The sequence below is a fragment of the Paenibacillus apiarius genome, from assembly GCF_017052585.1.
Lineage (GTDB): Bacteria > Bacillota > Bacilli > Paenibacillales > Paenibacillaceae > Paenibacillus_B > Paenibacillus_B apiarius.
This window is the reverse complement of record NZ_JAFFHZ010000002.1, coordinates 412020-433669: the sequence shown is the minus strand read 5'-3', so window position 1 is coordinate 433669 and position 21650 is coordinate 412020. Positions and strand designations below refer to the sequence as shown.

The window sequence follows — 21650 nt, the reverse complement described above, 5'->3', positions numbered from 1 at the left end:
AGACACATGAGCGTATCGGAACAATTTAAACCAGCGTTCTTGGAAGATGTGGTGGGAGACCGGTTCGGCCGCTATTCCAAATATATTATCCAAGACCGCGCTATTCCCGACGTCAGGGATGGTCTCAAGCCGGTTCAACGCCGCATACTGTACGCGATGTATGAATCTGGAAACACGCCGGATAAGTCGTACCGCAAATCGGCCAAGACGGTCGGGGACGTCATGGGTAATTATCACCCGCACGGTGACGCCTCGATTTATGATGGTATGGTACGGATGGCCCAGCCATGGAAGATGGGACATGTGCTTATTGACGGACATGGCAACTGGGGCTCGATTGATGATGATCCGGCTGCAGCGATGCGTTATACGGAAGCACGCTTGTCCCATATCGCAATGGAGCTGCTGCGGGATATAGAGAAGGAGACGGTTCTATTCCGGCCCAACTTCGACAATACGGAAGATGAGCCTACCGTATTGCCGGCACGGTTCCCGAACCTGCTTGTTAACGGGGTAAGCGGAATTTCCTCCGGCTTCGCGACGGAGATTCCGACTCATAATTTACGCGAAGTCATCCAAGCGTGCATCGCAGCTATCGACAATCCGAACATCTCGCTTGATGAGCTGATGCAGATTATTCAAGGCCCGGACTTTCCTACAGGCGGCATCATTATGGGGGAAGAAGGAATACGCGAAGCGTATCAGACCGGCAAGGGGCGCATCTACATACGCGCGAAGACGGAAATTGAAGATATGCGCGGCGGACGGCAGCAAATCGTCATTACGGAAATCCCTTATCAAATCGTCAAATCCCGGCTCGTTACGGCGATGGAAAACATCCGCCTGGAGAAAAAGGTTGACGGCATTGCGGAAGTACGGGATGAGAGCGGCCGTGAAGGCATGCGCATTGTGGTCGAGTTGAAGAAAGATGCGGATGCGACAGGAATATTGAATTACTTGTTCAAAAAGACCGATTTGCAAGTTACGTATAATTTCAATATGGTCGCGATAGTGAACAAGGCACCGCAGCAGCTTGGTCTCAAACCGATGCTGGAATCATATATCGCTCACCAGAAAGAAGTCGTGACGAATCGAACCCGCTATGATCTCAACAAAGCGGAGGATCGCGCGCATGTCCTGGAGGGCTTGGTAAAAGCTCTCGACATATTGGACGAGGTTATCGCCACGATCAAGGCTTCCAAGAACCGTCAGGATGCCCAGCATAACTTGATGGAGAAGTTTCAATTCACCGAGCGTCAAGCGGACGCGATATTGACATTGCAGCTGTATCGGTTAACCAATCTGGAGCTGACGTCTCTTAACAAGGAACTGAGCGAGATTAAGAAGAAGGTAGCCGACTTGCGCGCTATTCTGGATAGCGAGAAGAAGCTGTTGAGCGTAATCAAAAAGGAATTGAATGAAATTCGCGACCGCTATGGCATTGATCGGCGCTCTGTCGTCCAAGGCGAAGTGGAAGAGATTAAGGTCAACTTGGAAGTTATCGTCAACGCGGAAGATGTTATTGTGACGCTGTCGAACGAAGGATATATCAAGCGCACGAGTCAATTGTCATTTACGCGCTCCGGCGGAGAATGGGAGAAATCTGGCGTGAAGGACGGCGACTTTATCCGCCATATCTTCGAAGTAAACACGCTGGATCGGCTGCTCATCTTTACGAAGCGGGGGCAATATTTCTCATTGCCGATTCATCTCGTCCCGGAATTCAAATGGAAAGACAACGGAACCGCGATTGTCAATGTCATTCCGATCGCCAAGGAAGATCGGATTGTCAGCGTCATTCCTATCAAATCGTTTGATAGCGAACAGGCCTCGCTGCTGTTCGTCACTCGCCGCGGCCAAGTGAAACGGACGCTGCTGAAAGAATATGAGACGAAGCGGACCGGAGCGGTTGCCGCATGTAAAGTTGCGGACAACGATGAACTATTGAGTGTCATGACGAGTGACGGCGAGATGGATCTGCTTCTGGTCAGCAATCAAGGGATGGCCATCCGCTTCTTGGAGGGCGAGGTCAATCCGATGGGACGTGCCGCAGGCGGAGTCCGCGGCATGCAGTTAAAGGATGACGATGAGGTCGCCGCCGCCATTCGAGTGAGCGGGGAAGAAGGCGAAATTACGGTGTTGACCGATCTTGGTTGGAGCAAGCGTTCCCTGCTGCTGGATTACCCGACCCAAGGGCGGGGCGGTAAAGGGATGGCTACGTTTGAATTCAAGGAAGGCAAACGAGTGAAGCCGAACGGAACGAAGCTAGTCGGGGCTTACTTTAGCAAGGCTGCGTATCCGATTACGCTCGTCACCGATTCGGGCAAGCTTCATCAGCTAATTACAGAGCATGCCCCTCTTATGGATCGCAAGTCGCAAGGCCGGGCCGCAATTACCTTGGACAAAAACGAACACGTCATTGATACGCTCGTCATTGCGCCGCTTTCCGTTTAATCGAAGGGCTTGTGCGGCGGATTTAACACATCGTGCAATTGCATAACCATTTCAAGCAGGACCCACAAGGGAACGGGCTCATTGAGTCGTTCCATCCATTGTGGGTCTTTTACAATTCCGATTTCCAGTGCTCGGCGAACTATTTCCTCTTTGAACTGTTCCATTTAGAGCTCCTCCTTCTCGGGGTGATACAGGGCAGATGCCCATATTAATTATATGATGCTGCAAACCATCATGTTCCGATTCGTCGAATGTTCTATTGGATGGTTCTGCCGATGAGTATTTGACATGATAGATGACCGAACTTTGAAGCTGTGGTATAATTTAGTTGTTTTGATCGTGTAAATAAATCAAATTTATGAACGCGGTCGCCCATTTTCGCAAGACATCGATAGAAGTGTATCTGAAGAAATGAGCATGGTTGAGATTCAGGTAGTACAAGATCGGTATGAAGAAAAGGGGGAGTCGGCAATGATGCACGCAACGGAATTTGCCAAGCTGTGGTCGAAGCTGTCGAAGGAATATAAAAATGTGATGGATGAAGCGCTTGCGCCAAGTCTGACGGAAAGCCAGCTTACGGTGTTGGAGTGGGTAACGGAATATGGCAAGGTCAAGCCTTCGGATTTGCTACCGCACTTAGCAACGACTCCAGCAGCGATAACGACCCTCCTGGATCGGATGGAGAAGAATGCGCTTATCGTGCGCGAACGTGATCAAGGCGATCGGCGTATCGTATGGATACAGGCAACTCCATTTGGAGCACAAGAAATGCGCCGGGGGATTGCGACTCGGGAATCGTACTGGAACGATATTCTTCATCGCATCTCGACGCATAATCAGCAATTGCTTATTTTGTTGTTAGGCAAGCTTGCCAACGCGCCACAGCCGCAAGCAAGCGCAGCCCGCGGCACGGTCGCAGCCGGCAGCAAGTTGGACTAGTCGACTAGTTGCTTATTAGACACAGCTACTCCGAAGTCAATAGCACCGGAACTGCGGACATCGATTGAAGATGACGGTTCGTATTGTTCAACATGTTCTGCAGCCGTTTGAACTGATTCGTAGTCAAACGTTTGTCTGAGTGGGACATAACGGTGTCAGACATAGGCAAGACACGGTATTTGCGCTTTTCTCTCGGGCCGTCGATATGAACCCAAGTCGGCTCTGCCGTAATCTCTTTCAACTCTATACGTCCCTCAGGCATGTGTTTGACGATTTCCACACCGAAGATTACACCGATATCTTTCCCGTCGCCCGTTTGGTTCGAAATAAAATTTCCTAATGAATAAATGATGATTCCATCTCTTGTATGTCCGTCTGCATCTTGAACAGTGACCCGTTCATAAGGCTGCAGGACATGCGGGTGCGAACCCAGAATGATATCTGCTCCGGCTTGAACCAGCGTGCGAGCCAGTTGTATTTGCTGTTGATTGGGTTTTGTTTCATATTCATTGCCAAAGTGAAGCGCAATGGCGACAATGTCTGCACCGGCTTCCTTCGCCTTCTTGATGTCCTGTATCATCCGTTCCTCATCGATGAGCGATACCAAGTAAGGTTTCTTCTTCGGCAGCGGTATACCATTCGTACCGTAAGTATAAGCCAATATCCCTAATTGTATGCCGTTCTTCTCCAGCATCGTAACTTGTTCGGACTCCCAAAGCGAAGCAGATGTTCCTTTCGTCACGAAGCCGCGGTCTTTGAGTACCTCCAAGGTGCGAAGCGCCCCTTTCTCGCGCCGGTCGAGCACATGATTGTTGGCGGTCGTTACTATGTTAAAGCCGGCATATTTCAGAGCATCCGCCAGTTCGGGAGGCGCGTTGAACATCGGGTATCCGGTATATACTTTCTCGCCGCCCAGCAGCGGCGTCTCCAAGTTGGCCCAGCACCAATCCGCGCTTTCCAATATCGGTTTCACTTGACTGAAATAACTGTTGAAATCGTACTTTCCTGTCTTCTTGTTAACGTATGCCGGAAATTGCGGAGAATGCATCATAATATCGCCTACGGCCAGAAGCTTGCCGGACAACGAATACGGCTTGACGCTGTGCTCGGTGGTGGCAAGGGAGCTGTCAGCATCCTCCTTCAGCCCGTTAGCGAGCTGCTGCGTGTCCGAGCTCTGGGCGTAATCTCCCTCTTGCTCGCGTGAACCCGTGTCTTTACCGGTGCTTGCCTCTTCCCGTGAAGGGGAGGAGGGCTGCGCGTTATCTTGAGTGTGCGCGCTGGCTGCACCGTTCACGGTAACGGGTGGCGTTGCTTCATACTGCGAGGTGAAGCTGCAAGCCGCAGTCGTCAACATCACGATCAATGCCGTAACCACCAGCAGCCATCGGTCGTATCGGAAATCTGTCTTCATCGTTATTTACCCCTCCGGATGATGCATGGGATGTTACACCATCGCAGCAACATCCCATTGATTCCAAGGAAATTCCCTTGGCGGAATCGAGCGGAATTCCATATGTTCCTTTGTCGTCGGATGAGGAAAAGACAGCAGAACGGACCATAAAGCAATCTGCTGTCCCGGTCGATTCCATTTGGCCCCGTATTTCTGATCTCCATATAACGGACAGCCAATGGTTTGCATTTGCACCCTGATCTGATGAGGGCGCCCCGTATGCAGACGAACGCGGATGAGTGATAAATCTTGACTGCTGCCTATCACCTCATAGCTCAATCGAGCTTCTTTGGCTCCGGCGGTGCCGGCAGGTACCGTCCGAACGATGTTGGCGCGCGCGTCTTTATACAAATGGTGCGTCAAGTCTCCTTGCAGCTCGCGTGGACAGCCATGCACGACCGCCATATACATCTTGCCCAAATCATGGCGGCGCACGACGTCCGACAGCCTGGAAGCGGCTTTAGACGTCTTGGCAAAGACCATCGCCCCTCCGACAGGTCGGTCGAGGCGATGCACAAGTCCGAGAAAGACGTTTCCCGGTTTTTCGTATCGGATCTTCAAGTCGTGCTTCAATAAAGTCAACATATCCACGTCATTGCTGTCATCAGCTTGAGACAATATATTCACGGGCTTCTCCACGACGAGGACATGATTGTCCTCGAACAAAATAGGGATGTGCCCTTGAGTCATTGGTGTGGACATATGAAGTTATGCCTCCCAGCGTCCTAATATTCCGCATGGCAGCACTAGACCGGACTGTGTGATGGGTAGTCCGATTTCTCCACAAGTCAATCGACCGCCATAGCGCTTTTTCATCGTCATGCTGAGCAGGTTGTTCAGGACAGATGGCGACAGACCGGTCGTATAGGAGTTAATGAGCATGAACAACGGATTATCTGACATGATCGTCGTACAGAACTCAATGAACGGGTAAAGGCTCTGTTCCAATTTCCACGTTTCGCCGCTCGGTCCGCGTCCGTAGGACGGCGGATCCATAATGATGGCATCATATTTGTTGCCGCGGCGTTGTTCGCGCTGAACGAATTTGAACACATCATCTGTAATGAAGCGGACGGGCTTTGAGGCGAGGCCGGACAATTGCACATTTTCTTTGGCCCACTGCACCATGCCCTTGGATGCATCCACATGGCATACTTCCGCGCCCGCATAGGCGCATGCAACGGAAGCGCCCCCCGTATATGCAAAAAGATTCAATACTTTAATTGGACGGTTGGCTTGCTCAATCTTGTCCATCATCCAAGCCCAATTGACCGCTTGCTCCGGAAACAACCCCGTATGCTTGAAATTCGTCGGACGAATATAAAATTTCAAATCACGGTACTGGATCGTCCAGCGCTCCGGGATAGGCTTCTTCATATCCCAGCTGCCGCCGCCGGAGGAGCTGCGATGATAATGTCCGTGCACGTTGCGCCACAGATTGGTTTCCTGTTCCAGAGGCCAAATAATTTGCGGGTCGGGACGGCGCAGCACGACGTCACCCCATCGCTCCAGCTTTTCACCGCCTCCGGTGTCGATTACTTCATAGTCTTTCCAGTCGTTAGCCATGTACATTGTGTGTGCGACTTCCTTTCTTAATGACAAACTCACTAAGCGCTATTGTACTATAAATGCGCCCATGCTTTCCAGAAAGGAATGCGATTTCTCATTCTGGCGATGCTGCGATGTCACACGCAGCTTCCCGGGACAAAGGGAATTTCTGTACGACGATGAAAAGAAGACCGTCAACCTATGCAGGATGGCGGTCTCTGATGATCGGATGGATATGCAAATCGTGCGTGTTCGAAAATGGAACAACCTAATAGGAATCCGCCTGAAATTTGTAGCCTACGCCTCGCACCGTAACGATATACCGCGGCTGGGTGGGCTCTGGTTCAATTTTTTTGCGCAGGTTGCTGATATGCACCATAAGTGTTCGCGTATCCCCAAAGCTTTCTGTGTTCCAAATGTGCTGGTACAATTGCTCCAGCTTGAACACTTTATTCGGAGACTGGGCCAAGTAGGCAAGCAAATCGAACTCTTTGGCGGAAAGCGCCACTGACTTTCCTTCTACGATAACATTGTGGCTGTGCAGATCGATCTCCAATGCTCCGAAAGTGATCTTATGCTGCAGCGGTATCGGATGATTCCGGGACGAGAGCGAGGTTCTGCGCAAGTGTGCTTTGACCCGTGCGACGAGTTGACTTGGACTGAACGGCTTCGTTATATAGTCATCCCCTCCGACTGTAAGACCCATGATGATGTCAACGTCATCGCTCTTGCAGCTGACAAACAAAATCGGCACGTTGGAAGTCTTCCGTATCTCCTTGCACACTTCAATTCCATCAAGCGACTTCAGCAAGATGTCAAGGATAATTAAGTCCGGAGCCACTTCCTTCACCATTTGCAGTGCGGTATAACCGTTATCTGCAACGAATACGTGATAACCTTCGCGCCGCAAATATAACGATATGAGCTCTGTTATTTCCAATTCATCATCTACGATTAATATCTTAAAATCGTTCATTGCAGGTCGTCACCTCCGTCACTCTCTCCTATTATAGCGAACGTTGTCAGAAGATGACAATCTATTCCTTTTTTTCATCGGCAATAATTGCTGAATATATCGTCAAAAAGTCCCTGGTGTTATAAAATGGTAAGGTTAGAGGGGGAAACGAAATGCGCCGAATCACCTTTCATATTATGATGGCGATCATATTAATAACAATCTTAATCCTACAGGTGTCCGGCTCGCTACTCGATGGCCATGCCGCTCCGCAGGCGAGAAGTGGAGTGATGGATGCAAGGGGATGGGATTTCAGGAACCAAGGGCTTATTCCGTTGAACGGACAGTGGGAGTTCAACTGGCATCAATTGCTGTCTCCAACTGACATTGCCGCCCCCCGCAAAGCAACGCATTATGCCCCCGTTCCAGCATCATGGAATCAGTTCCAGCTACAGAAAGGGATTCGCTCGGGAGCAGGCTATGCTACGTATCGCCTCCGCATTTTGAAAGACGATATCGATTCTCTATATGGCGTCTGGCTGCCCAGCATATACAGCTCCTACTCATTGTGGGTGAACGGCAGGCTCGTATTAAAAGAAGGCGGCGTATCTGAGGACGAGAACACATATGAGCCATCGACGAGGCGGAGGACGGCTATGTTTCACGTGCCGGGGGAGCAGGCGGAGATCGTCATTCAGGTTGCTAATTACTCGCACCATCGCGGCGGGATATGGCAATCTCCGTATTTTGGCCTCGCTGAACAGGCTATCCGCAAGAGCAAAATGGAAACGGTTCGTGACAGCATCCTCTTCGGGTGCTTGCTAATGGTCGGTTTATATCATATCGGGCTGTTCATCGAACGGCGCAAAGACAGGTATACAATCCTGTTCGGCGTGTTGTGCGTAGCGATGGCATTCCGCATCGCGACTTCGGGGGATATGCTGCTGCTTACTTGGCTGCCGATGCTGTCTTGGAACTTGAATACTCGAATCGAATACATGTTGATGTTGATTGCCGCCATGACGGGAGTCGGTTATGTTCGCCACTTGTTCACGGAGGACGCCTGCTTGCGCACCTATCGGTTCTTAATCGGGGCGGGCAGTATCCTGATCGGGATGACTGTGCTGCTGCCTACGAGCGTCTTCACGTCCTTTTTAAGCGGCTACCAGATTTATATCATGGCTGTTGTCGTTCATATTTTTGCGATGAATTTCAGAGCCGTCCATCATCATAGACTAGGAGCATATATTGCGCTTATTGGATTCGCGGTGCTGAGCGTGCTGGTCATTAACGATATCCTCTATAGCCATGAGCTTGCCGCGGTTCGCGACTTGGCGCCGATCGGTCTTGTCGCATGCATCTTCTTGCAATCTCTCGTCATATCGTTACGGTATTCGCAAGTATTGACGGATTTGGAATCCGTCTCGGCGGAATTGATAGAACTGAACGCCAGCCTGGAACAGAGAATTCAAGATCGCACGGCGGAATTAATGCGCATGAACGCTCATTTAGAAAAGAATAATACAGAGCTGGAGCGCATGGAAATATCCCGGCGGCATTTATTTACGAACATATCGCACGATTTGCGTACTCCGATTACGCTGATTCGCGGGTATTTGGAAGTGCTGCAGGATGAAATCGTATATGATAAGGAGGAGCAAAAAAAATATATCCGCTTGATGCTCAACAAGATTAACGGCCTGAACCATCTCATCGGTGACATGTTTGAGCTCTCCAAACTGGAAGCGGGGCAAGCCCACTTTTCGAAGCAAGAGGTTCTGCTGGAGCATTTCATCGCTCATCTGGAAGATAACTATAAGCTGGAACTTCATGGCAAGGGATTTGTGTTCGCCTGTTACAACGAGACGTGTCTTGATGTTCCTCCAGCCAGTCTTGTCATCAAAGTAGATCTGGACAGAATGACGCAAGTATTTGATAATCTCATCTACAATGCGGTTAAGTTTACGCCGGTAGGCGGAACGATTACGATTAGCATACAATACGAGGCAGAGAATGAAACATTGCATATCAAGGTTACAGACACGGGCATCGGCGTGAGGGAAGAGGACTTGCCATATATTTTTGATCGATTCTACAAGAAAGATAAATCGCGAAATTCGTCAACTGGAGGAAGCGGGATCGGACTGGCAATTGCCAAAGAAGTCATCGAGCTTCATTCGGGCCGGATTGGAGTGGAAAGCGGTCAAGGGGCAGGGACGACGTTTCATATCATTCTTCCCGCGTATCTTCTAACTTCGCAGCGTTAAGGCTTATCGGGATGATCGGGTTGTAAAATGCATTGGCGCAAGATATGAAGCGTATGCTGTCTCGAAGACCGGTCCAACGCATGCCAGAGCTGCAGCAATTGTTTCGTTTCACGCGCATAATCGGTGCGGTCCTCATTGAGGATATAGTCGATCGGAACGTCAAAAAACAAAGCAAGCTTATTCAACGTGCTATATACAGGTTGTCGATTGTTGATCTCGTAATGACTATAGGCCGAACGGGTCACTCCGATATGACGAGCGACTTCTTGCTGCGACATATTGCGGGCAAGACGCAAGCAGCGTAAGCGCTCTCCAATGGTCATGGCAAAGCTCGCTCCTTTATCCATTCTAATATCATAAAGCGCAAACAGTATTATAGCACTATTTGTACTTTATGATACAAATTGTATCATGTCAAGTATGTATTTTTCAATTTGCCGCATACGCCGAATGAAAAAAAACGGCGCATATCCTTGTGGGAAATGCGCCGAACTCCAATGCCTATTCATCATTCGGCAGGCGGGAACGATCAGTTTATCAGTATAGGGATAACGCGAGCGTGTCCATTTCCCGTCTCGTATGTAGGATGGCTTCCGATCCTACGATTTCAATGCTGATTAGTGTTTCCAAGCAAGTTTTGATGGCTCGCTTGCCTGTGCGGACTTTGCGATTCAAGGCATCCATAAGCAAAGAAAATGTATTTTTGTGCGATATATTTGTGCAAAACACGGGTACTTGTCGTTCTTGAAATTCGATGTAAACTGTTTTCATATAGCAACTTACCTCCTACTATTAGTGCGTGCTCAAAAGTGCATCTCTTTGAACACCTCTATTAATCTATCTCCGTTATACCCATCATACTTAAGCAACATTAAATAAACATTAAAAACAAAAGACAATGTTGTTACAAAATACAAAAAAATGCTCACTGAATCATGAATAAGCAGGAATGAAAGAAAAATAAAAGGCGATAGTTGATTGGACCGTCACTGCACATCAACGTGCGGATCCAAGCACTATCGCCTTCATGTACTTATGTGATTTATTGGCTTGTATCGATATCTGCCCAAATTTCGTCGTCAACATCCAATGTAATCTGGTGACGAAACACCCGCTGGCCATATTCTTTGTATACGTATTGCTCTACGGCCTCAAGCAAATTCGCTTCTATCAAATACTGCTGTCTTCCTTGAACCCACACTTCGGCAGTGAAGCCATGCTCTTCGTCCCAGCACAGTTCGACCTGAACGTCTGTCGGCTGAACTTGTCTGCGCATGGCCAGATGGAGACACACCGCGTTGATGAGTTCGTCCATGCTGATGCGCATGTTCATTAATTCCACCGCCCGTGTTCTGGCTTCGGAGGATTGCGCCGTTCCCTGAACTTGCGCACGACCATGAGGACGAGCGATACGAGAAGGAACAATGCCAGCAGGTTCACCATCAATCCAAGCAGTTCGCCAAAGAACCCAAGGTTGCCGAACATGCTGCCGAACAACAGACCTGCAAGGCCGCCAATCATCAGGCCTTTCATCAAGCTTCCGCCGCTGAAGAACCCGCGTTTCTGTGTGTTGGCGGCTCCCGTCGATTTGGAGCTGTTCGAGCTGTCGGAACGATTGACTTGGCTCTTATTCTCTGTTTTTTTCGGAGTAGGACTGTAGCTCTTAACTCCGGAACGGAAAGACCCTCCGCGCTTGGCATCTACCATTGACGGAGCCGTTACCGCAAAAATAAGGAAGAATGCCATCACAACCATTATCCACTTACGCATGAATTGCCTCCTCTAGAAGAATAGATATCATCCGATACCTAATACGATTGGAGCATGGTGAGGTTTCAAAAAAAACCGGTTCCGTTAAAATATTTTAAAGTTGCGACTTTCGTCGCGCACTTTAGTGTGCTCCACTTTTCGGGACTCGTTAACTATTCGAATTATGTTATTATAAAAAAACAACCTCCATCTGTATCGAATAAATAAATACAGATCGTTGTTGAAAAGAATGATTATTATGCTGTCGGAGGATGAGAAGGCATGCATTATCCGAAACCTTATATCGAATATTTACTGCATTTTCACGGGTCGCGGGATTGGTTCGAATGCCATGAAATAATGGAAGAACTATGGAAGGCCGAGCCGTCGGCCGAACGCAAGCAATGGTGGCTCGCGCTCGTCCAGATTGCCGTCGGTTTGTATCATGAGCGCAGAGGAAATATGGCAGGCGCGATCAAAATGCTGAGCAGCGCGCTGTCGCACGCACGCCCAGTTCCTTGGTGCGATCTGGGGCTTGATGGGGAGCGATTGTTAAGCCAATTGCAGATCAAGTTGACGGAAGTGAACTCAGCGTTGGCGGCAGGCAAGAGAATGCAGGCAAGCCCTGACTACGAGGAATGGAATCTGCCGATTGCGGATCCTGAATTGCGCGAGCGGTGCAAGGAGCTGTGCGAACAGAGAGGATGGATGTGGTGCTTGACGAACAGCCATGTCATGGATGAGGTCGTGCATCGCCACAAGCTTCGTGACCGGCAAGACGTAATTGCCGCACGGGAGGAAGCTCATCGTCTTAAGCAACGGGAAAGAGGAGCCGAATCAAGCTGAAAATCCCGCTCTATTGCGCTTGCTGCGCGACAGAGCGGGACCTGTATTTCTCAAGTGAGAACATCCTCTTGTTCCAGCATATTGACAACCCAACGGCACCATTCGATTTGCGCCGCGGCCAATGAAATGGCGCGGTGGAGCAGCACGTAATCGCCAAAATGCTTCGAGCGGACGTGGCGTTCTTCTTCAGGAATGCGCTGCAGTAACTTTTCGTAGTATGCGGTTCTCGTCTCAAGCTGCTTCAGACGGGTTAAAAATAAAGGGATCGCGATGTCACGCTGCGTCATCCAAATGCACTTCGTCTTTAAGCTCAACTCATCGCGCGAACTTTGCTCTGCAGGCGGTTCGCCCAGCCATTCCAGAACGGCTTCTGTGCCCTTCTCGGTTAAGGAGTAAACTTTCTTGTCCGGCTTGTCACGCTGCTCGATCCGGACATATTGAACGAATCCTTCCCGTTCCAGCTTGGCCAACAGCGGATAAATCTGACTGTGCTTAGCCTGCCAGAACGGTTGAATGCGCAGCATTAAATCATATCCGGAGCAAGATTCGCTCGCGAGCAGTCCGAGTAATCCGTACGATAACGTATTGAGCATAATAACACCTCCACAGAATGACTTGCTGCTAGACGGCATTCCTTCCTCATCGCATCTTTCTCGAACAAGTCTACAACGATATTATATGTAATGGTTTACATAATTGCAATACTCTATTTCACAACTTCTTTTTTTAGTATATCTATTCTATCACAATAGCCGTTTCCCTTCTTGCGAACCTTCTTTCTATACCGCCTTGAGCCGCATTGAGGCCGTGGTTGCGCCCTCGTTATGAAGGATGTATCATGTGATGGAATAGAGATCATCACATTCAATTTCTGCATAAAATGAAATGAGGTAATGCAATCATGCCCATTCCCGAACAAAATCATAATATGACGATTCCCGTTGTCATTTTATCCGGCTTTCTGGGTACCGGTAAAACGACCTTATTGAAGCAATGGATCCAGTGGAGCATGGAGCAAGGGCTGAAGCCTGCGGTCGTCATGAATGAAGCGGGCGAAGTGAACTTGGATGGACAGCTTCTGCCGGCGGATGTTGCGATGAAGGAAATGCTGAACGGCTGCATCTGCTGCTCGATGCGCGGTGATTTCGGCCTGAAGCTGTACGAATTGGTTCAAGAAGAACAACCTGACATCATCTATGTGGAATGCACGGGGATTGCCGAGCCGATGGAGCTTGTCGATTCGATAACGGAAATCTCGCTTTATACGAATGTCGTGCTGACGACTATCGTTACGTTGGCGGATGCGAAGCATTTAGCGGATCTATTTCTCCCCAATTCGGTAGTGGCGTCCGGGAAGAGCAGCCGCAAAATGCTGCATCTGCTGCAAGAACAGGTTCGCGCCGCTCAGCTGATTCTGCTCAACAAAGCGGATCTCGCCACAGCGGACCAGCTTGAGGCGGTTAAGCTGCGCTTGCGGGAATGGAATGCCGGTGCCCGGATCGAGGTCACAAGGCATGCCAAGGTGGAGCCGGAGCTGTGGAGAAGCTGCATTGAAGCGGGCGGATCCCTTTCCGGTGCGGAGAAACCGAATCCGATTGCAGCCAAGGACCATATGCATCATCATGCTCACGATACTGTAACCGTGTGGACCTATACGATGCCGCGCGCGGTCGATAGCGAACGATTTGAACAGTGGCTGATGTCGCTGCCTTCAAATGTGTACCGGGCGAAGGGCATTGTTACCTTCACGGATACGACAAAGCGATATATGTTTCAGTTTGCTTACCGTGCTACCGAATTTGTGCCGATTACGCCACAGGGCGATGTGAAGGACGTCATTGTCGTCATCGGGGAACAGATGGATACCGCTGCGTTCGAACAATCGCTGCTTGCATGTGAATGAATAACCAAATTGAAGCTCCTTGTTTGGCCCTATTCAGCACCGAGAAGGTTGCAAGAACTCGAAGAAGGAGGAACGGAGTGTAGGCGGGACTACATGAGTACCGGACTTCAAGAGTGAATGCAAGATTCGATGTCGATTCACATCTGGAGATGCTTCGTGATCAATAGGGGCCCAACCAATAAAAGCTCCTGTCACAGAACATCGGTTCTGAAGCAGGAGCTTTTCCCGTTACGATAACGGCTTAACGAGTGGCGGAAGGAGAATGCTCTTCGCTCTCAGACTCGGAGCTCTGCTCTTCCAAATAGTGATAACCGTCCGCAATCCATTCCAAAGCGCCGGTGTCTGGGTGGATGACCATGCCGTGAACCGGCACATCCGGCGGCAGGAGCGGGTGTTTGCGCAAGATGCGCACGCTGTTCAGCACGCCTTCGTGCACGTTATCGAAGCCGCGCAGCCAATGATGAAGCTTGATGCCGGAGTTCGTCAACGTATCGAGGACGAGATCCTCGATTCCACGCTCTTTCGCTTTTTCGATAATGCCTTGGGAGTTGAGCGCGGTCATCCCGCATTCATAGTGGCCGACGACGACGACTTCGGTCGCTTCCAATTCATAAATCGCGACCAGCACGCTTCGCACGACGCTCCCAAACGGCTGGGATATGATAGCGCCAGCGTTTTTAATGATTTTGACATCGCCGTTGCGCAGGTTCATCGCCCGCGGCAGCAGCTCGACCAGACGCGTATCCATGCAGGTGATGATAACCATCTTCTTGTCCGGAAACTTGTCAGTCAAATACTGCTCATACTGTTTGCTATCCACAAATTGACGATTGTACTCTAAAATATTGCACATATTGGACATGTTGCGGTTCCTCCAAACCTGTTAGTTTGCACGGGCTTTGCGATGATCTTCACATGCGACGTGCGTGGAATAAATTTGCTGCGTGCTGCTCAGCTTGAACATTCCTGTCGTCCCGCTCACGTCCAGAACGAGCGCCTCATCGAAAAACACCATCTGATGCTTATCCATAACCCATGTCCAGCCGGTATTCGTGTCCACGGCCAGATCGAATGGGGCAGGCTCGTCGAGCAGCCGTAAGGCCGGCACTCCATTGACGGCGCAGCCGCAACCGTCCGTATCATAAATAAGCTTGATGATACCTTTCCCAGAGCAGGATTCGACTAGCCGGTTCGCCAGTGCGGAAGCGGCCGCTTCCGTAATTTGAATCATGACGGACATCTGTTCCAGCTCCTTTACGTGCGATTCAACCGCTATTGAAAGTTGATTATATCGTGTCCACCACGTATCATCAAGAGGAAGGGATTACGTAAAATGGGGTGAATGGCAGATGAGTACACAAAATCAATCGGTTTTGCAGCAATTTCATAATATCACTGGAAAATTGAAAAGTTATGAAGAAGCGATCGGATTGATGCAGTGGGACTTGCGCACAGGCGCGCCGCGCAAAGGCGCCGAGCAGCGGGCGCAGACGATAGGCGTCCTGTCGGGCGATATGTTTAAGCTGTCCGTATCGGACGAGATGGGAAGCTGCTTGGATGCGCTTGAACAGCCGGATCAGTTCCAAGCGTTAAGCGCCGCCGATCGCAAGATGGTGACAGATGCCCGCAAGGAATTCAACCGCAGCCGCCTGATTCCGCCTGAGCTGTATCAGGAATATGTCGTGCTGACGTCCCATGCGGAGACGGTGTGGGAAGAAGCGAAGGAGAAAGCCGACTTCGAGATGTTCAAGCCGTATTTGCGGGATATTGTGGCGAAGACTCAGCAATTCATTGATTACTGGGGCGTTAAAGATACGCGCTATGACACTTTGCTCGATATGTATGAACCCGGTATGACCGTAGCCAAGCTTGATGAGACGTTCGGTCAGCTGCGGGATTCTTTGGTTCCGCTTGTACAATCCGTTCAGGCTTCATCGCAGCCTGAATTCGAGTTCCTGTATCGCGAGTGCCCTATTGAAGGCCAGAAAGCGATCAGTCTTCAATTGCTGAAAGAAATGGGCTACGATTTCGATGCGGGCAGATTGGATGAAAGCGTGCATCCGTTCATGATTGGCTTGAATCCGGGCGATGCGCGGATTACGACCAACTATAAGACGGACGATGTGGCCAGCGCCATCTTCAGTTCGCTGCATGAAGGAGGCCATGCGCTCTACGAGCAAAATATTAGCAAAGAGTTCGCAGGGACGCCGCTCTCGTCCGGCACGTCGATGGGAATTCATGAATCCCAGTCACGGTTCTGGGAAAATGTAGTCGGCCGCAGCCGCCCGTTCTGGCAGCACTATTATGACTTGCTGCAGAACACGTTCCCGACCCAGCTGCAGAATGTTACAGAGGACATGTTCTACCGCGCGATCAATCGGGTAGAGCCTTCCCTTATTCGAATCGAAGCGGATGAGGTCACTTATAACCTACATATTATTATCCGGTATGAGATCGAAAAAATGCTCTTCAATGATGAGCTGTCGGTTGATGACTTACCGCGGGTATGGCAAGAAAAATATGAATCCTATCTCGGTGTCCGTCCGCAGAACGATGGTGAAGGGGTGCTTCAAGACGTGCACTGGGCAGGTGGCGGCTTCGGTTACTTCCCTTCCTACTCGCTCGGCAACATGTATGCCGCCCAAATTATGAATACATTGCGCAAGGCAATGCCTTCTTTCGACGATACGATTGCGCAAGGCCAATTGCTTCCAATTAAAGAGTGGCTGTCCGAGCAAATTTATCAGTACGGCAAATTGCTGACCCCGTCGGAAATTATTATGAAGGTGACGGGCGAGGCGCTGAATCCGCAGTATCTGGTCGATTATTTGACAGAGAAGTCGAAGGACGTCTACGGTATGTAATATCTTCATATTGTCGCACAATGCAGCTCTTCGGGGCTGCGTTTTCATTTGTTGGAAGATTTTCCCGGAACGGAGATATTCCCCGCAGATCTTGTGCCTGATGAACGCGGCGCTGAACGATCCAAAGCAGATGATGCCGCGCAGCAACAAGCCGTAAAGCGCGCCCTATTGAACCGAAGCCGCAGCCAAGGTATGCTTGATATATCATATTGAATTGAGATTTGCGGCTCGATGGAAAGGAGGTTCGAGATGGAGTATCATGATTCGGTCAAAAATCGGCTCAAACGCGTAGAAGGGCAAGTTCGCGGCGTGCTCAGCATGATGGAGCAGCAAAAGGATTGCAAGGACGTCGTTACCCAGCTTACGGCGATTCGCACTGCCGTTGACCGCACAATTGGAGTAGTCATCGGCGCGAATTTGGCGTCCTGTGTCCGTGAGCAGCTGGAGCAGGGCAACGATCCGGACGATGTGATTCAGGAAGCCGTTAATATATTGGTCAAAAGCAGATAAATTGCGCCAACGTGCAGCAAAAGCGCATTCCCTTCGAAAAGAAGCGGAATGCGCTTCTTTTTTATAAACAGGCAAATAACCAAACGTAAGCATGATGCATAGACTGCAATATCCGTTCGACATGGCAAACTGCTCGTGTGTCAGACATGGGACTTGAATAAGAAGCAGAGGAGGGGATGGAGATGATGACTAAACGATTGGGAGCATTCACAATGACGGCAGTCCTCATGTTTTCTATCGTGTTGAGCGCGTGCAGCGGCGGAGGAGACCGTATCAAGGTAAGAGTAGGTGAAGTGACCCGTTCCATTTTTTATGCGCCGGAATATGTTGCGCTGGGCAAAGGTTTCTTTGAAGAAGAAGGTTTGGATGTAGAGCTGCAAACGACCTTCGGCGGGGACAAAACGATGACTGCGCTGTTGTCCGGCGGAATCGACGTCGCGTTGGCCGGTTCGGAGACGTCGATTTATGTATATCAACAAGGGACCGAGGATCCGGTCATTAACTTCGCACAGCTGACACAGACGGATGGAACGTTCTTAATGAAGCGGACGAAGACGGATTCATTCGGCTGGAATCAATTAAAGGGCAGCGTGTTCCTCGGTCAGCGCAAGGGCGGGATGCCGCAAATGGCCGGAGAATTCACGCTCAAAAAGAACGGAATCGACCCGCATCGGGATCTGGAGTTAATCCAGAACATTGATTTTGCGAATGTGGCTTCCGCATATGCGTCCGGCACCGGCGAATACGTGCAATTGTTCGAACCGCAAGCTTCCATTTTCGAAAGAGAAGGCAAGGGGTACGTCGTCGCATCCTTTGGCGTGGAGAGCGGCCAATTGCCGTATACCGTATTTATGACGAAGCAGAGCTTTATTACGAAAAATAAAGAAACGGTGCAGAAATTTACAAATGCGATCGTTAAGGCGCAGCGCTGGGTGAATTCCGAATCGCCTGAAGCCATAACGGATGTCATTATGCCTTACTTTAAAGATACGGATCGGGATATCGTCGTGAGTGCCGTAAAGCGATATAAGGATCAAGGCTCGTTCGCTGCCGATCCGATATTGGAGGAGAAGGAATGGAACAACCTGCTTGACGTGCTGGAGGCTGCCGGTGAATTAAAACAGCGGATTGGCCTGAAGCAGATTGTGAACAACGATTTCGCTCAGGATGCCAAGCAGAAGGTTAAATAAAATGAGGCGCGTCAGAGGCACAGAGTTGGGAAAGGGGGCGGATGTATGGTTCCCGCGGTAGAGTTGTCGCAAGTGACGCATGTGTATGTGACGGAACGTGAAGCGAAGCTCGCGATCGACGGACTGTCCGTCACCATTATGCCGGGGCAATTTGTAAGCCTCGTCGGTCCGAGCGGTTGCGGCAAGACGACGCTGCTCTCGATTATAGCAGGACTGTTGCAGCCAACTTACGGCAGCGTGTCCGTATATGGCCAGCGTGTAAACGGCCCTTCGCCGCGTGTCGGTTACATGCTGCAGCAGGACTACTTATTTCCGTGGCGCACCATTCTGGAAAATGCCTGTATCGGGCTGGAATTGACGAGGCAGTTGAATCCCGTCTCGAAGGAACGTGTGATCAGACTGCTCGATGGAATGGGATTAGGAGGAACGGAATCGCTCTACCCGCACCAGTTGTCCGGAGGCATGAGACAAAGAGTGGCCTTGGTGCGCACGCTGGCGACCGAACCGGAGCTGCTGCTGCTGGATGAACCGTTCTCGGCACTCGACTATCAGACGAAGCTTCAATTGGAAGACCTGATTGTAGAAACATTAAAAGCGCATCGCAAGACGGCGGTGCTCGTGACGCATGATCTGTCCGAAGCGATTGCGGTAAGCGATCGGGTCATCGTTCTGAACCGGGATCCCGGCAACATCCGCCGCGCATTCGATGTGCCGGAATCGATTCGCGAGACCCAGCCCTTTTACGCGCGGGAGCAGGCGGGCTTCAATGATTTGTTTCATGATTTATGGAAAGAGCTAGAAGCGTCGGATCGGAGGGGAAGCGATGGCAAAGCAAACGGAGGCTGACAGCGCCGCGGGCGAATTTCCAGATTCCCTCAGTTTGGCCGCGCATTCGCACGCCCGCTATCGCAAGCGGCGCCGCAGATTCGCCGCGGCTGTCTCCCTGACGCAAATCATCATATTGCTTGCATTTGTGGCCTTATGGGAAGTAGCGGGCCGCTTCAAATGGATTGATGTGCTGTTATTCAGTTATCCGAGCAAAATATGGACGCAAATCGTGCAGGATTTTGCCAATGGGTCGATTTGGCCGCATCTCGGCATGACAGTCGGAGAAACGGTGGTCGGTTTTTTTCTCGGCACGGTACTCGGCACGCTGCTTGCGGTTATGATTTGGTGGTCGGAATTTCTCGCGCGTGTGCTGGACCCTTATATGGTCGTATTCAACAGCATGCCGAAGGTGGCTTTGGGACCGCTGTTCATCGTCGGCTTCGGGCCCGGCTTTACGGCCATCGTCGCCACGACCTTGTCCATTACGGTTATCATTACGACGCTTGTCGTCTATAACAGCTTCCGCGAGGTGGATCCGAATTATGTAAAGGTCGTGCGCGTGTTCGGCGGCAGCAAGAGCGTCATCTTCCGCACGGTCATTCTTCCGGCTTCTTTCCCGGCGATTGTATCTACGTTGAAGGTCAATGTAGGGATGGCTTGGGTCGGGGTCATAGTCGGGGAATTTCTTGTTTCCAAGGTCGGCTTGGGCTACTTAATCATTTATGGCTTTCAAGTGTTTAACTTTACGCTCGTCATGTCGTCACTCCTTATCATTGCTGTCGTGGCCACATTGATGTACAAAGCGGTCGTTTTTTTGGAACGGAAGCTGCTTCGCCGCTTATAACGCTGCTTAAGCAATTGGCTTGCCAACTGGATAACCTGCTTTCAAGCCTGAGGGGAGGTGTCAAAAAAAGACATTTCTCCTTTTTTGCAACCGTGGAGCGGAGCCGATATAATATAATATCGGAATGCGTTAAAGTTCGTATTCAAAAGCGACTTTTTGATAAACCTCTTAGAGACTGGAATGAAGGAGTACATATTCATGGTGTTCGGCTTTGTCGGAGTTCGTGTCATTAAGACGGCGATCGCTTCTATTTTCGCCATCATCACCGCCGATCTGGTCGGCGCGATGAATCCGCTTGGAGCGGGGCTGCTTGCCATATTAGGCGTGGACGTCACGCGCAAACGAAGCGTTAAGACGGTGTCCGCACGCTTTTTGGCGTCATTGGTCGGGCTTCTCCTGGCCGCTGTATTGTTCGGAGTGATTGGGTTTCAATTATGGGTGTTGGCTTTATATATTTTGCTCGCTTTTCCCATCATTGCCCGTCTTAACTTTAAGGAAGGCATCGTCACCAGCTCGGTTGTCGTATTTCATATATATGGCGCGGGCGAACTGACGCTGCACGGGATATTTAACGAAGTGCTGCTGCTCATGATCGGATTGGGCGCTGCGACCCTCGTCAATCTCGTCTACATGCCGAATGAAGAGGACAAGCTTGTTCAGATACGCAAAGAGGTGGACGAGCAGTTCTCACGCATTTTTATTCAAATCAGCAGAACGCTGCGCGATTCCGCCTATATGTGGGGCGGTCAAGAAATTATCGAAGCGGATGAGAAGGTGAATGAAGGGATAGCGATCGCCTCGAAAGCGTTGGAGAATCGCCTCTTGCGGACGGAGGAGATTCAAGCGGATGAGCAATGGCTTGTCTACTTTTATATGCGCAAAGCGCAGCTGGAAAATGTGCAGAACATGCTCCAGCTGCTGTCGCAGGTGTACCAATCGCTGCCGCAATGCCATTTGGTGGCGGATCTGTTCGACCAGTTGAGCGATGATGTGAAAGAACCTTACTATACCGGCAAGACCGAGCAGCTTCTTATTAAGCTGGAGGGCGTCTTCCGCGAAATGGATTTGCCCGCGACGCGGCAGGAATTTGAGGTTCGCGCAGCGGTCTTGCAAGTGAACCGGGAGCTGCAGCAATATTTAAAGATAGCGAAAAAAGACAAGAAAAGGTTACGAGCTGCTCTGTAAACCGCGTCACTGCAAGGATTATTGTTCTTTTAAAAAATGAAAGGCCTCTCAAAAAATTGTTGTCACTCTAGACGGATGTCTCGCATACACTTTAATTGAATGATTGTATGGAGGAGGT

23 protein-coding genes are annotated in these 21650 nt (G+C 50.2%); 11 read left to right on the top strand and 12 right to left on the bottom strand.

All coding sequences use genetic code 11. The annotated features are described in order from the left end of the window. The first annotated feature begins 6 nt into the window (after positions 1-6). Positions 7-2454 carry a DNA gyrase subunit A gene (gyrA, locus tag JSQ80_RS27980; RefSeq protein ID WP_206098044.1) on the top strand — a complete coding sequence of 816 codons (2448 nt, stop codon included), beginning with the start codon at positions 7-9 and terminating at the stop codon, positions 2452-2454. Here the strand turns inward: gyrA and JSQ80_RS27975 are convergent. Beyond that, entirely contained in the window at positions 2451-2618 is a 168-nt protein-coding gene (locus tag JSQ80_RS27975) for a hypothetical protein (RefSeq protein ID WP_176392934.1), read from the bottom strand. The two genes, gyrA and JSQ80_RS27975, sit on opposite strands and share 4 nt — an antisense overlap. Positions 2619-2928: 310 nt before the next feature. On the opposite strand from JSQ80_RS27975, the gene JSQ80_RS27970 reads away from it, so the two are divergent. Continuing rightward, complete coding sequence (locus tag JSQ80_RS27970) at positions 2929-3393, top strand: MarR family winged helix-turn-helix transcriptional regulator (RefSeq protein ID WP_087435619.1); 465 nt, start codon at positions 2929-2931, stop codon at positions 3391-3393. A 25-nt stretch (positions 3394-3418) separates the two neighbouring features. Here the strand turns inward: JSQ80_RS27970 and JSQ80_RS27965 are convergent, their stop codons facing one another. From JSQ80_RS27965 to JSQ80_RS27950, 4 genes are all read right to left on the bottom strand, one after another. Next, positions 3419-4804, bottom strand: a complete 1386-nt coding sequence (locus JSQ80_RS27965) for a CapA family protein (protein ID WP_206098043.1) — start codon at positions 4802-4804, stop codon at positions 3419-3421. Positions 4805-4837: 33 nt separating this feature from the next. Beyond that, complete coding sequence (locus tag JSQ80_RS27960; RefSeq protein WP_206098042.1) at positions 4838-5545, bottom strand: RluA family pseudouridine synthase; 708 nt, start codon at positions 5543-5545, stop codon at positions 4838-4840. A 6-nt stretch (positions 5546-5551) separates the two neighbouring features. Then, the gene (locus JSQ80_RS27955) at positions 5552-6415 is read right to left on the bottom strand and encodes a class I SAM-dependent methyltransferase (protein WP_206098041.1); all 864 of its coding nucleotides are present in this window, start codon (positions 6413-6415) and stop codon (positions 5552-5554) included. Positions 6416-6659: 244 nt separating this feature from the next. Then, positions 6660-7367: a response regulator transcription factor gene (locus JSQ80_RS27950; RefSeq protein ID WP_206098040.1), complete on the bottom strand. Its 708-nt coding sequence runs from the start codon at positions 7365-7367 to the stop codon at positions 6660-6662. A gap of 152 nt (positions 7368-7519) precedes the next feature. Between JSQ80_RS27950 and JSQ80_RS27945 the strand changes: the two genes are divergently transcribed. Next, positions 7520-9613: a sensor histidine kinase gene (locus tag JSQ80_RS27945; RefSeq protein WP_206098039.1), complete on the top strand. Its 2094-nt coding sequence runs from the start codon at positions 7520-7522 to the stop codon at positions 9611-9613. Here the strand turns inward: JSQ80_RS27945 and JSQ80_RS27940 are convergent. The 4 genes from JSQ80_RS27940 to JSQ80_RS27925 form a co-directional block, all read right to left on the bottom strand. Then, positions 9610-9936: a helix-turn-helix domain-containing protein gene (locus JSQ80_RS27940; protein ID WP_087435473.1), complete on the bottom strand. Its 327-nt coding sequence runs from the start codon at positions 9934-9936 to the stop codon at positions 9610-9612. The genes JSQ80_RS27945 and JSQ80_RS27940 overlap by 4 nt on opposite strands. A 214-nt stretch (positions 9937-10150) precedes the next feature. After that, positions 10151-10384, bottom strand: a complete 234-nt coding sequence (locus JSQ80_RS27935; protein WP_019420461.1) for a hypothetical protein — start codon at positions 10382-10384, stop codon at positions 10151-10153. A 271-nt stretch (positions 10385-10655) separates the two neighbouring features. Continuing rightward, positions 10656-10946: a YxcD family protein gene (locus JSQ80_RS27930; RefSeq protein WP_206098038.1), complete on the bottom strand. Its 291-nt coding sequence runs from the start codon at positions 10944-10946 to the stop codon at positions 10656-10658. Next, complete coding sequence (locus tag JSQ80_RS27925) at positions 10946-11383, bottom strand: hypothetical protein (protein ID WP_206098037.1); 438 nt, start codon at positions 11381-11383, stop codon at positions 10946-10948. Before JSQ80_RS27925 ends, JSQ80_RS27930 begins: the two co-directional genes overlap by 1 nt. Positions 11384-11644: 261 nt before the next feature. Here JSQ80_RS27925 and JSQ80_RS27920 point away from each other — a divergent pair, with 261 nt between their 5' ends. Continuing rightward, complete coding sequence (locus JSQ80_RS27920) at positions 11645-12208, top strand: DUF309 domain-containing protein (protein ID WP_206098036.1); 564 nt, start codon at positions 11645-11647, stop codon at positions 12206-12208. A 50-nt stretch (positions 12209-12258) separates the two neighbouring features. Here JSQ80_RS27920 and JSQ80_RS27915 read toward each other — a convergent pair whose 3' ends face one another. Continuing rightward, positions 12259-12801 (bottom strand): PadR family transcriptional regulator, encoded by a 543-nt coding sequence (locus JSQ80_RS27915; protein WP_087435477.1) that lies wholly within the window; start codon positions 12799-12801, stop codon positions 12259-12261. 308 nt (positions 12802-13109) lie between these two features. Here JSQ80_RS27915 and JSQ80_RS27910 point away from each other — a divergent pair, with 308 nt between their 5' ends. Beyond that, entirely contained in the window at positions 13110-14111 is a 1002-nt protein-coding gene (locus tag JSQ80_RS27910) for a CobW family GTP-binding protein (RefSeq protein WP_206098035.1), read from the top strand. Between the two features lie 241 nt (positions 14112-14352). Here JSQ80_RS27910 and JSQ80_RS27905 read toward each other — a convergent pair whose 3' ends face one another. Both JSQ80_RS27905 and JSQ80_RS27900 read right to left on the bottom strand, forming a co-directional pair. After that, positions 14353-14973, bottom strand: a complete 621-nt coding sequence (locus JSQ80_RS27905) for a beta-class carbonic anhydrase (RefSeq protein ID WP_206098034.1) — start codon at positions 14971-14973, stop codon at positions 14353-14355. Positions 14974-14994: 21 nt separating this feature from the next. Next, positions 14995-15351 (bottom strand): iron-sulfur cluster biosynthesis family protein, encoded by a 357-nt coding sequence (locus JSQ80_RS27900; RefSeq protein WP_206098033.1) that lies wholly within the window; start codon positions 15349-15351, stop codon positions 14995-14997. A gap of 109 nt (positions 15352-15460) precedes the next feature. On the opposite strand from JSQ80_RS27900, the gene JSQ80_RS27895 reads away from it, so the two are divergent. From JSQ80_RS27895 to JSQ80_RS27870, 6 genes are all read left to right on the top strand, one after another. Then, a complete protein-coding gene (locus JSQ80_RS27895; protein ID WP_206098032.1) occupies positions 15461-16975 on the top strand; it encodes a carboxypeptidase M32 in 1515 nt (504 codons plus the stop codon). A gap of 249 nt (positions 16976-17224) precedes the next feature. Continuing rightward, positions 17225-17485: a metal-sensitive transcriptional regulator gene (locus JSQ80_RS27890; protein ID WP_087435482.1), complete on the top strand. Its 261-nt coding sequence runs from the start codon at positions 17225-17227 to the stop codon at positions 17483-17485. A gap of 182 nt (positions 17486-17667) precedes the next feature. After that, a complete protein-coding gene (locus JSQ80_RS27885) occupies positions 17668-18675 on the top strand; it encodes an ABC transporter substrate-binding protein (protein WP_206098031.1) in 1008 nt (335 codons plus the stop codon). 45 nt (positions 18676-18720) lie between these two features. Further along, on the top strand, positions 18721-19521 hold the full coding sequence (locus tag JSQ80_RS27880) for an ABC transporter ATP-binding protein (protein WP_087435484.1): 801 nt from the start codon (positions 18721-18723) through the stop codon (positions 19519-19521). Next, positions 19499-20347, top strand: coding sequence for an ABC transporter permease (locus JSQ80_RS27875; RefSeq protein ID WP_206098030.1), 849 nt, complete (start codon positions 19499-19501; stop codon positions 20345-20347). The genes JSQ80_RS27880 and JSQ80_RS27875 overlap by 23 nt, the downstream gene beginning before the upstream one ends. Positions 20348-20545: 198 nt before the next feature. Then, positions 20546-21532, top strand: coding sequence for an aromatic acid exporter family protein (locus JSQ80_RS27870; RefSeq protein ID WP_206098029.1), 987 nt, complete (start codon positions 20546-20548; stop codon positions 21530-21532). The last annotated feature ends 118 nt before the right edge of the window (positions 21533-21650 follow it).

Excerpts from the sequence above, each read along its gene's own strand:
- JSQ80_RS27880 (WP_087435484.1), top strand. The coding sequence starts at position 18,721 with ATGGTTCCCGCGGTAGAGTTGTCGCAAGTGACGCATGTGTATGTGACG.
- JSQ80_RS27940 (WP_087435473.1), bottom strand. The coding sequence starts at position 9,936 with ATGACCATTGGAGAGCGCTTACGCTGCTTGCGTCTTGCCCGCAATATG.
- JSQ80_RS27970 (WP_087435619.1), top strand. The coding sequence starts at position 2,929 with ATGCACGCAACGGAATTTGCCAAGCTGTGGTCGAAGCTGTCGAAGGAA.
- JSQ80_RS27955 (WP_206098041.1), bottom strand. The coding sequence starts at position 6,415 with ATGTACATGGCTAACGACTGGAAAGACTATGAAGTAATCGACACCGGA.
- gyrA (WP_206098044.1), top strand. The coding sequence starts at position 7 with ATGAGCGTATCGGAACAATTTAAACCAGCGTTCTTGGAAGATGTGGTG.
- JSQ80_RS27930 (WP_206098038.1), bottom strand. The coding sequence starts at position 10,946 with ATGAACATGCGCATCAGCATGGACGAACTCATCAACGCGGTGTGTCTC.
- JSQ80_RS27910 (WP_206098035.1), top strand. The coding sequence starts at position 13,110 with ATGCCCATTCCCGAACAAAATCATAATATGACGATTCCCGTTGTCATT.
- JSQ80_RS27945 (WP_206098039.1), top strand. The coding sequence starts at position 7,520 with ATGCGCCGAATCACCTTTCATATTATGATGGCGATCATATTAATAACA.
- JSQ80_RS27950 (WP_206098040.1), bottom strand. The coding sequence starts at position 7,367 with ATGAACGATTTTAAGATATTAATCGTAGATGATGAATTGGAAATAACA.
- JSQ80_RS27890 (WP_087435482.1), top strand. The coding sequence starts at position 17,225 with ATGGAGTATCATGATTCGGTCAAAAATCGGCTCAAACGCGTAGAAGGG.
- JSQ80_RS27925 (WP_206098037.1), bottom strand. The coding sequence starts at position 11,383 with ATGCGTAAGTGGATAATGGTTGTGATGGCATTCTTCCTTATTTTTGCG.
- JSQ80_RS27905 (WP_206098034.1), bottom strand. The coding sequence starts at position 14,973 with ATGTCCAATATGTGCAATATTTTAGAGTACAATCGTCAATTTGTGGAT.
- JSQ80_RS27965 (WP_206098043.1), bottom strand. The coding sequence starts at position 4,804 with ATGAAGACAGATTTCCGATACGACCGATGGCTGCTGGTGGTTACGGCA.
- JSQ80_RS27875 (WP_206098030.1), top strand. The coding sequence starts at position 19,499 with ATGGCAAAGCAAACGGAGGCTGACAGCGCCGCGGGCGAATTTCCAGAT.
- JSQ80_RS27885 (WP_206098031.1), top strand. The coding sequence starts at position 17,668 with ATGATGACTAAACGATTGGGAGCATTCACAATGACGGCAGTCCTCATG.
- JSQ80_RS27895 (WP_206098032.1), top strand. The coding sequence starts at position 15,461 with ATGAGTACACAAAATCAATCGGTTTTGCAGCAATTTCATAATATCACT.
- JSQ80_RS27920 (WP_206098036.1), top strand. The coding sequence starts at position 11,645 with ATGCATTATCCGAAACCTTATATCGAATATTTACTGCATTTTCACGGG.
- JSQ80_RS27935 (WP_019420461.1), bottom strand. The coding sequence starts at position 10,384 with ATGAAAACAGTTTACATCGAATTTCAAGAACGACAAGTACCCGTGTTT.
- JSQ80_RS27975 (WP_176392934.1), bottom strand. The coding sequence starts at position 2,618 with ATGGAACAGTTCAAAGAGGAAATAGTTCGCCGAGCACTGGAAATCGGA.
- JSQ80_RS27960 (WP_206098042.1), bottom strand. The coding sequence starts at position 5,545 with ATGTCCACACCAATGACTCAAGGGCACATCCCTATTTTGTTCGAGGAC.
- JSQ80_RS27870 (WP_206098029.1), top strand. The coding sequence starts at position 20,546 with ATGGTGTTCGGCTTTGTCGGAGTTCGTGTCATTAAGACGGCGATCGCT.
- JSQ80_RS27900 (WP_206098033.1), bottom strand. The coding sequence starts at position 15,351 with ATGTCCGTCATGATTCAAATTACGGAAGCGGCCGCTTCCGCACTGGCG.
- JSQ80_RS27915 (WP_087435477.1), bottom strand. The coding sequence starts at position 12,801 with ATGCTCAATACGTTATCGTACGGATTACTCGGACTGCTCGCGAGCGAA.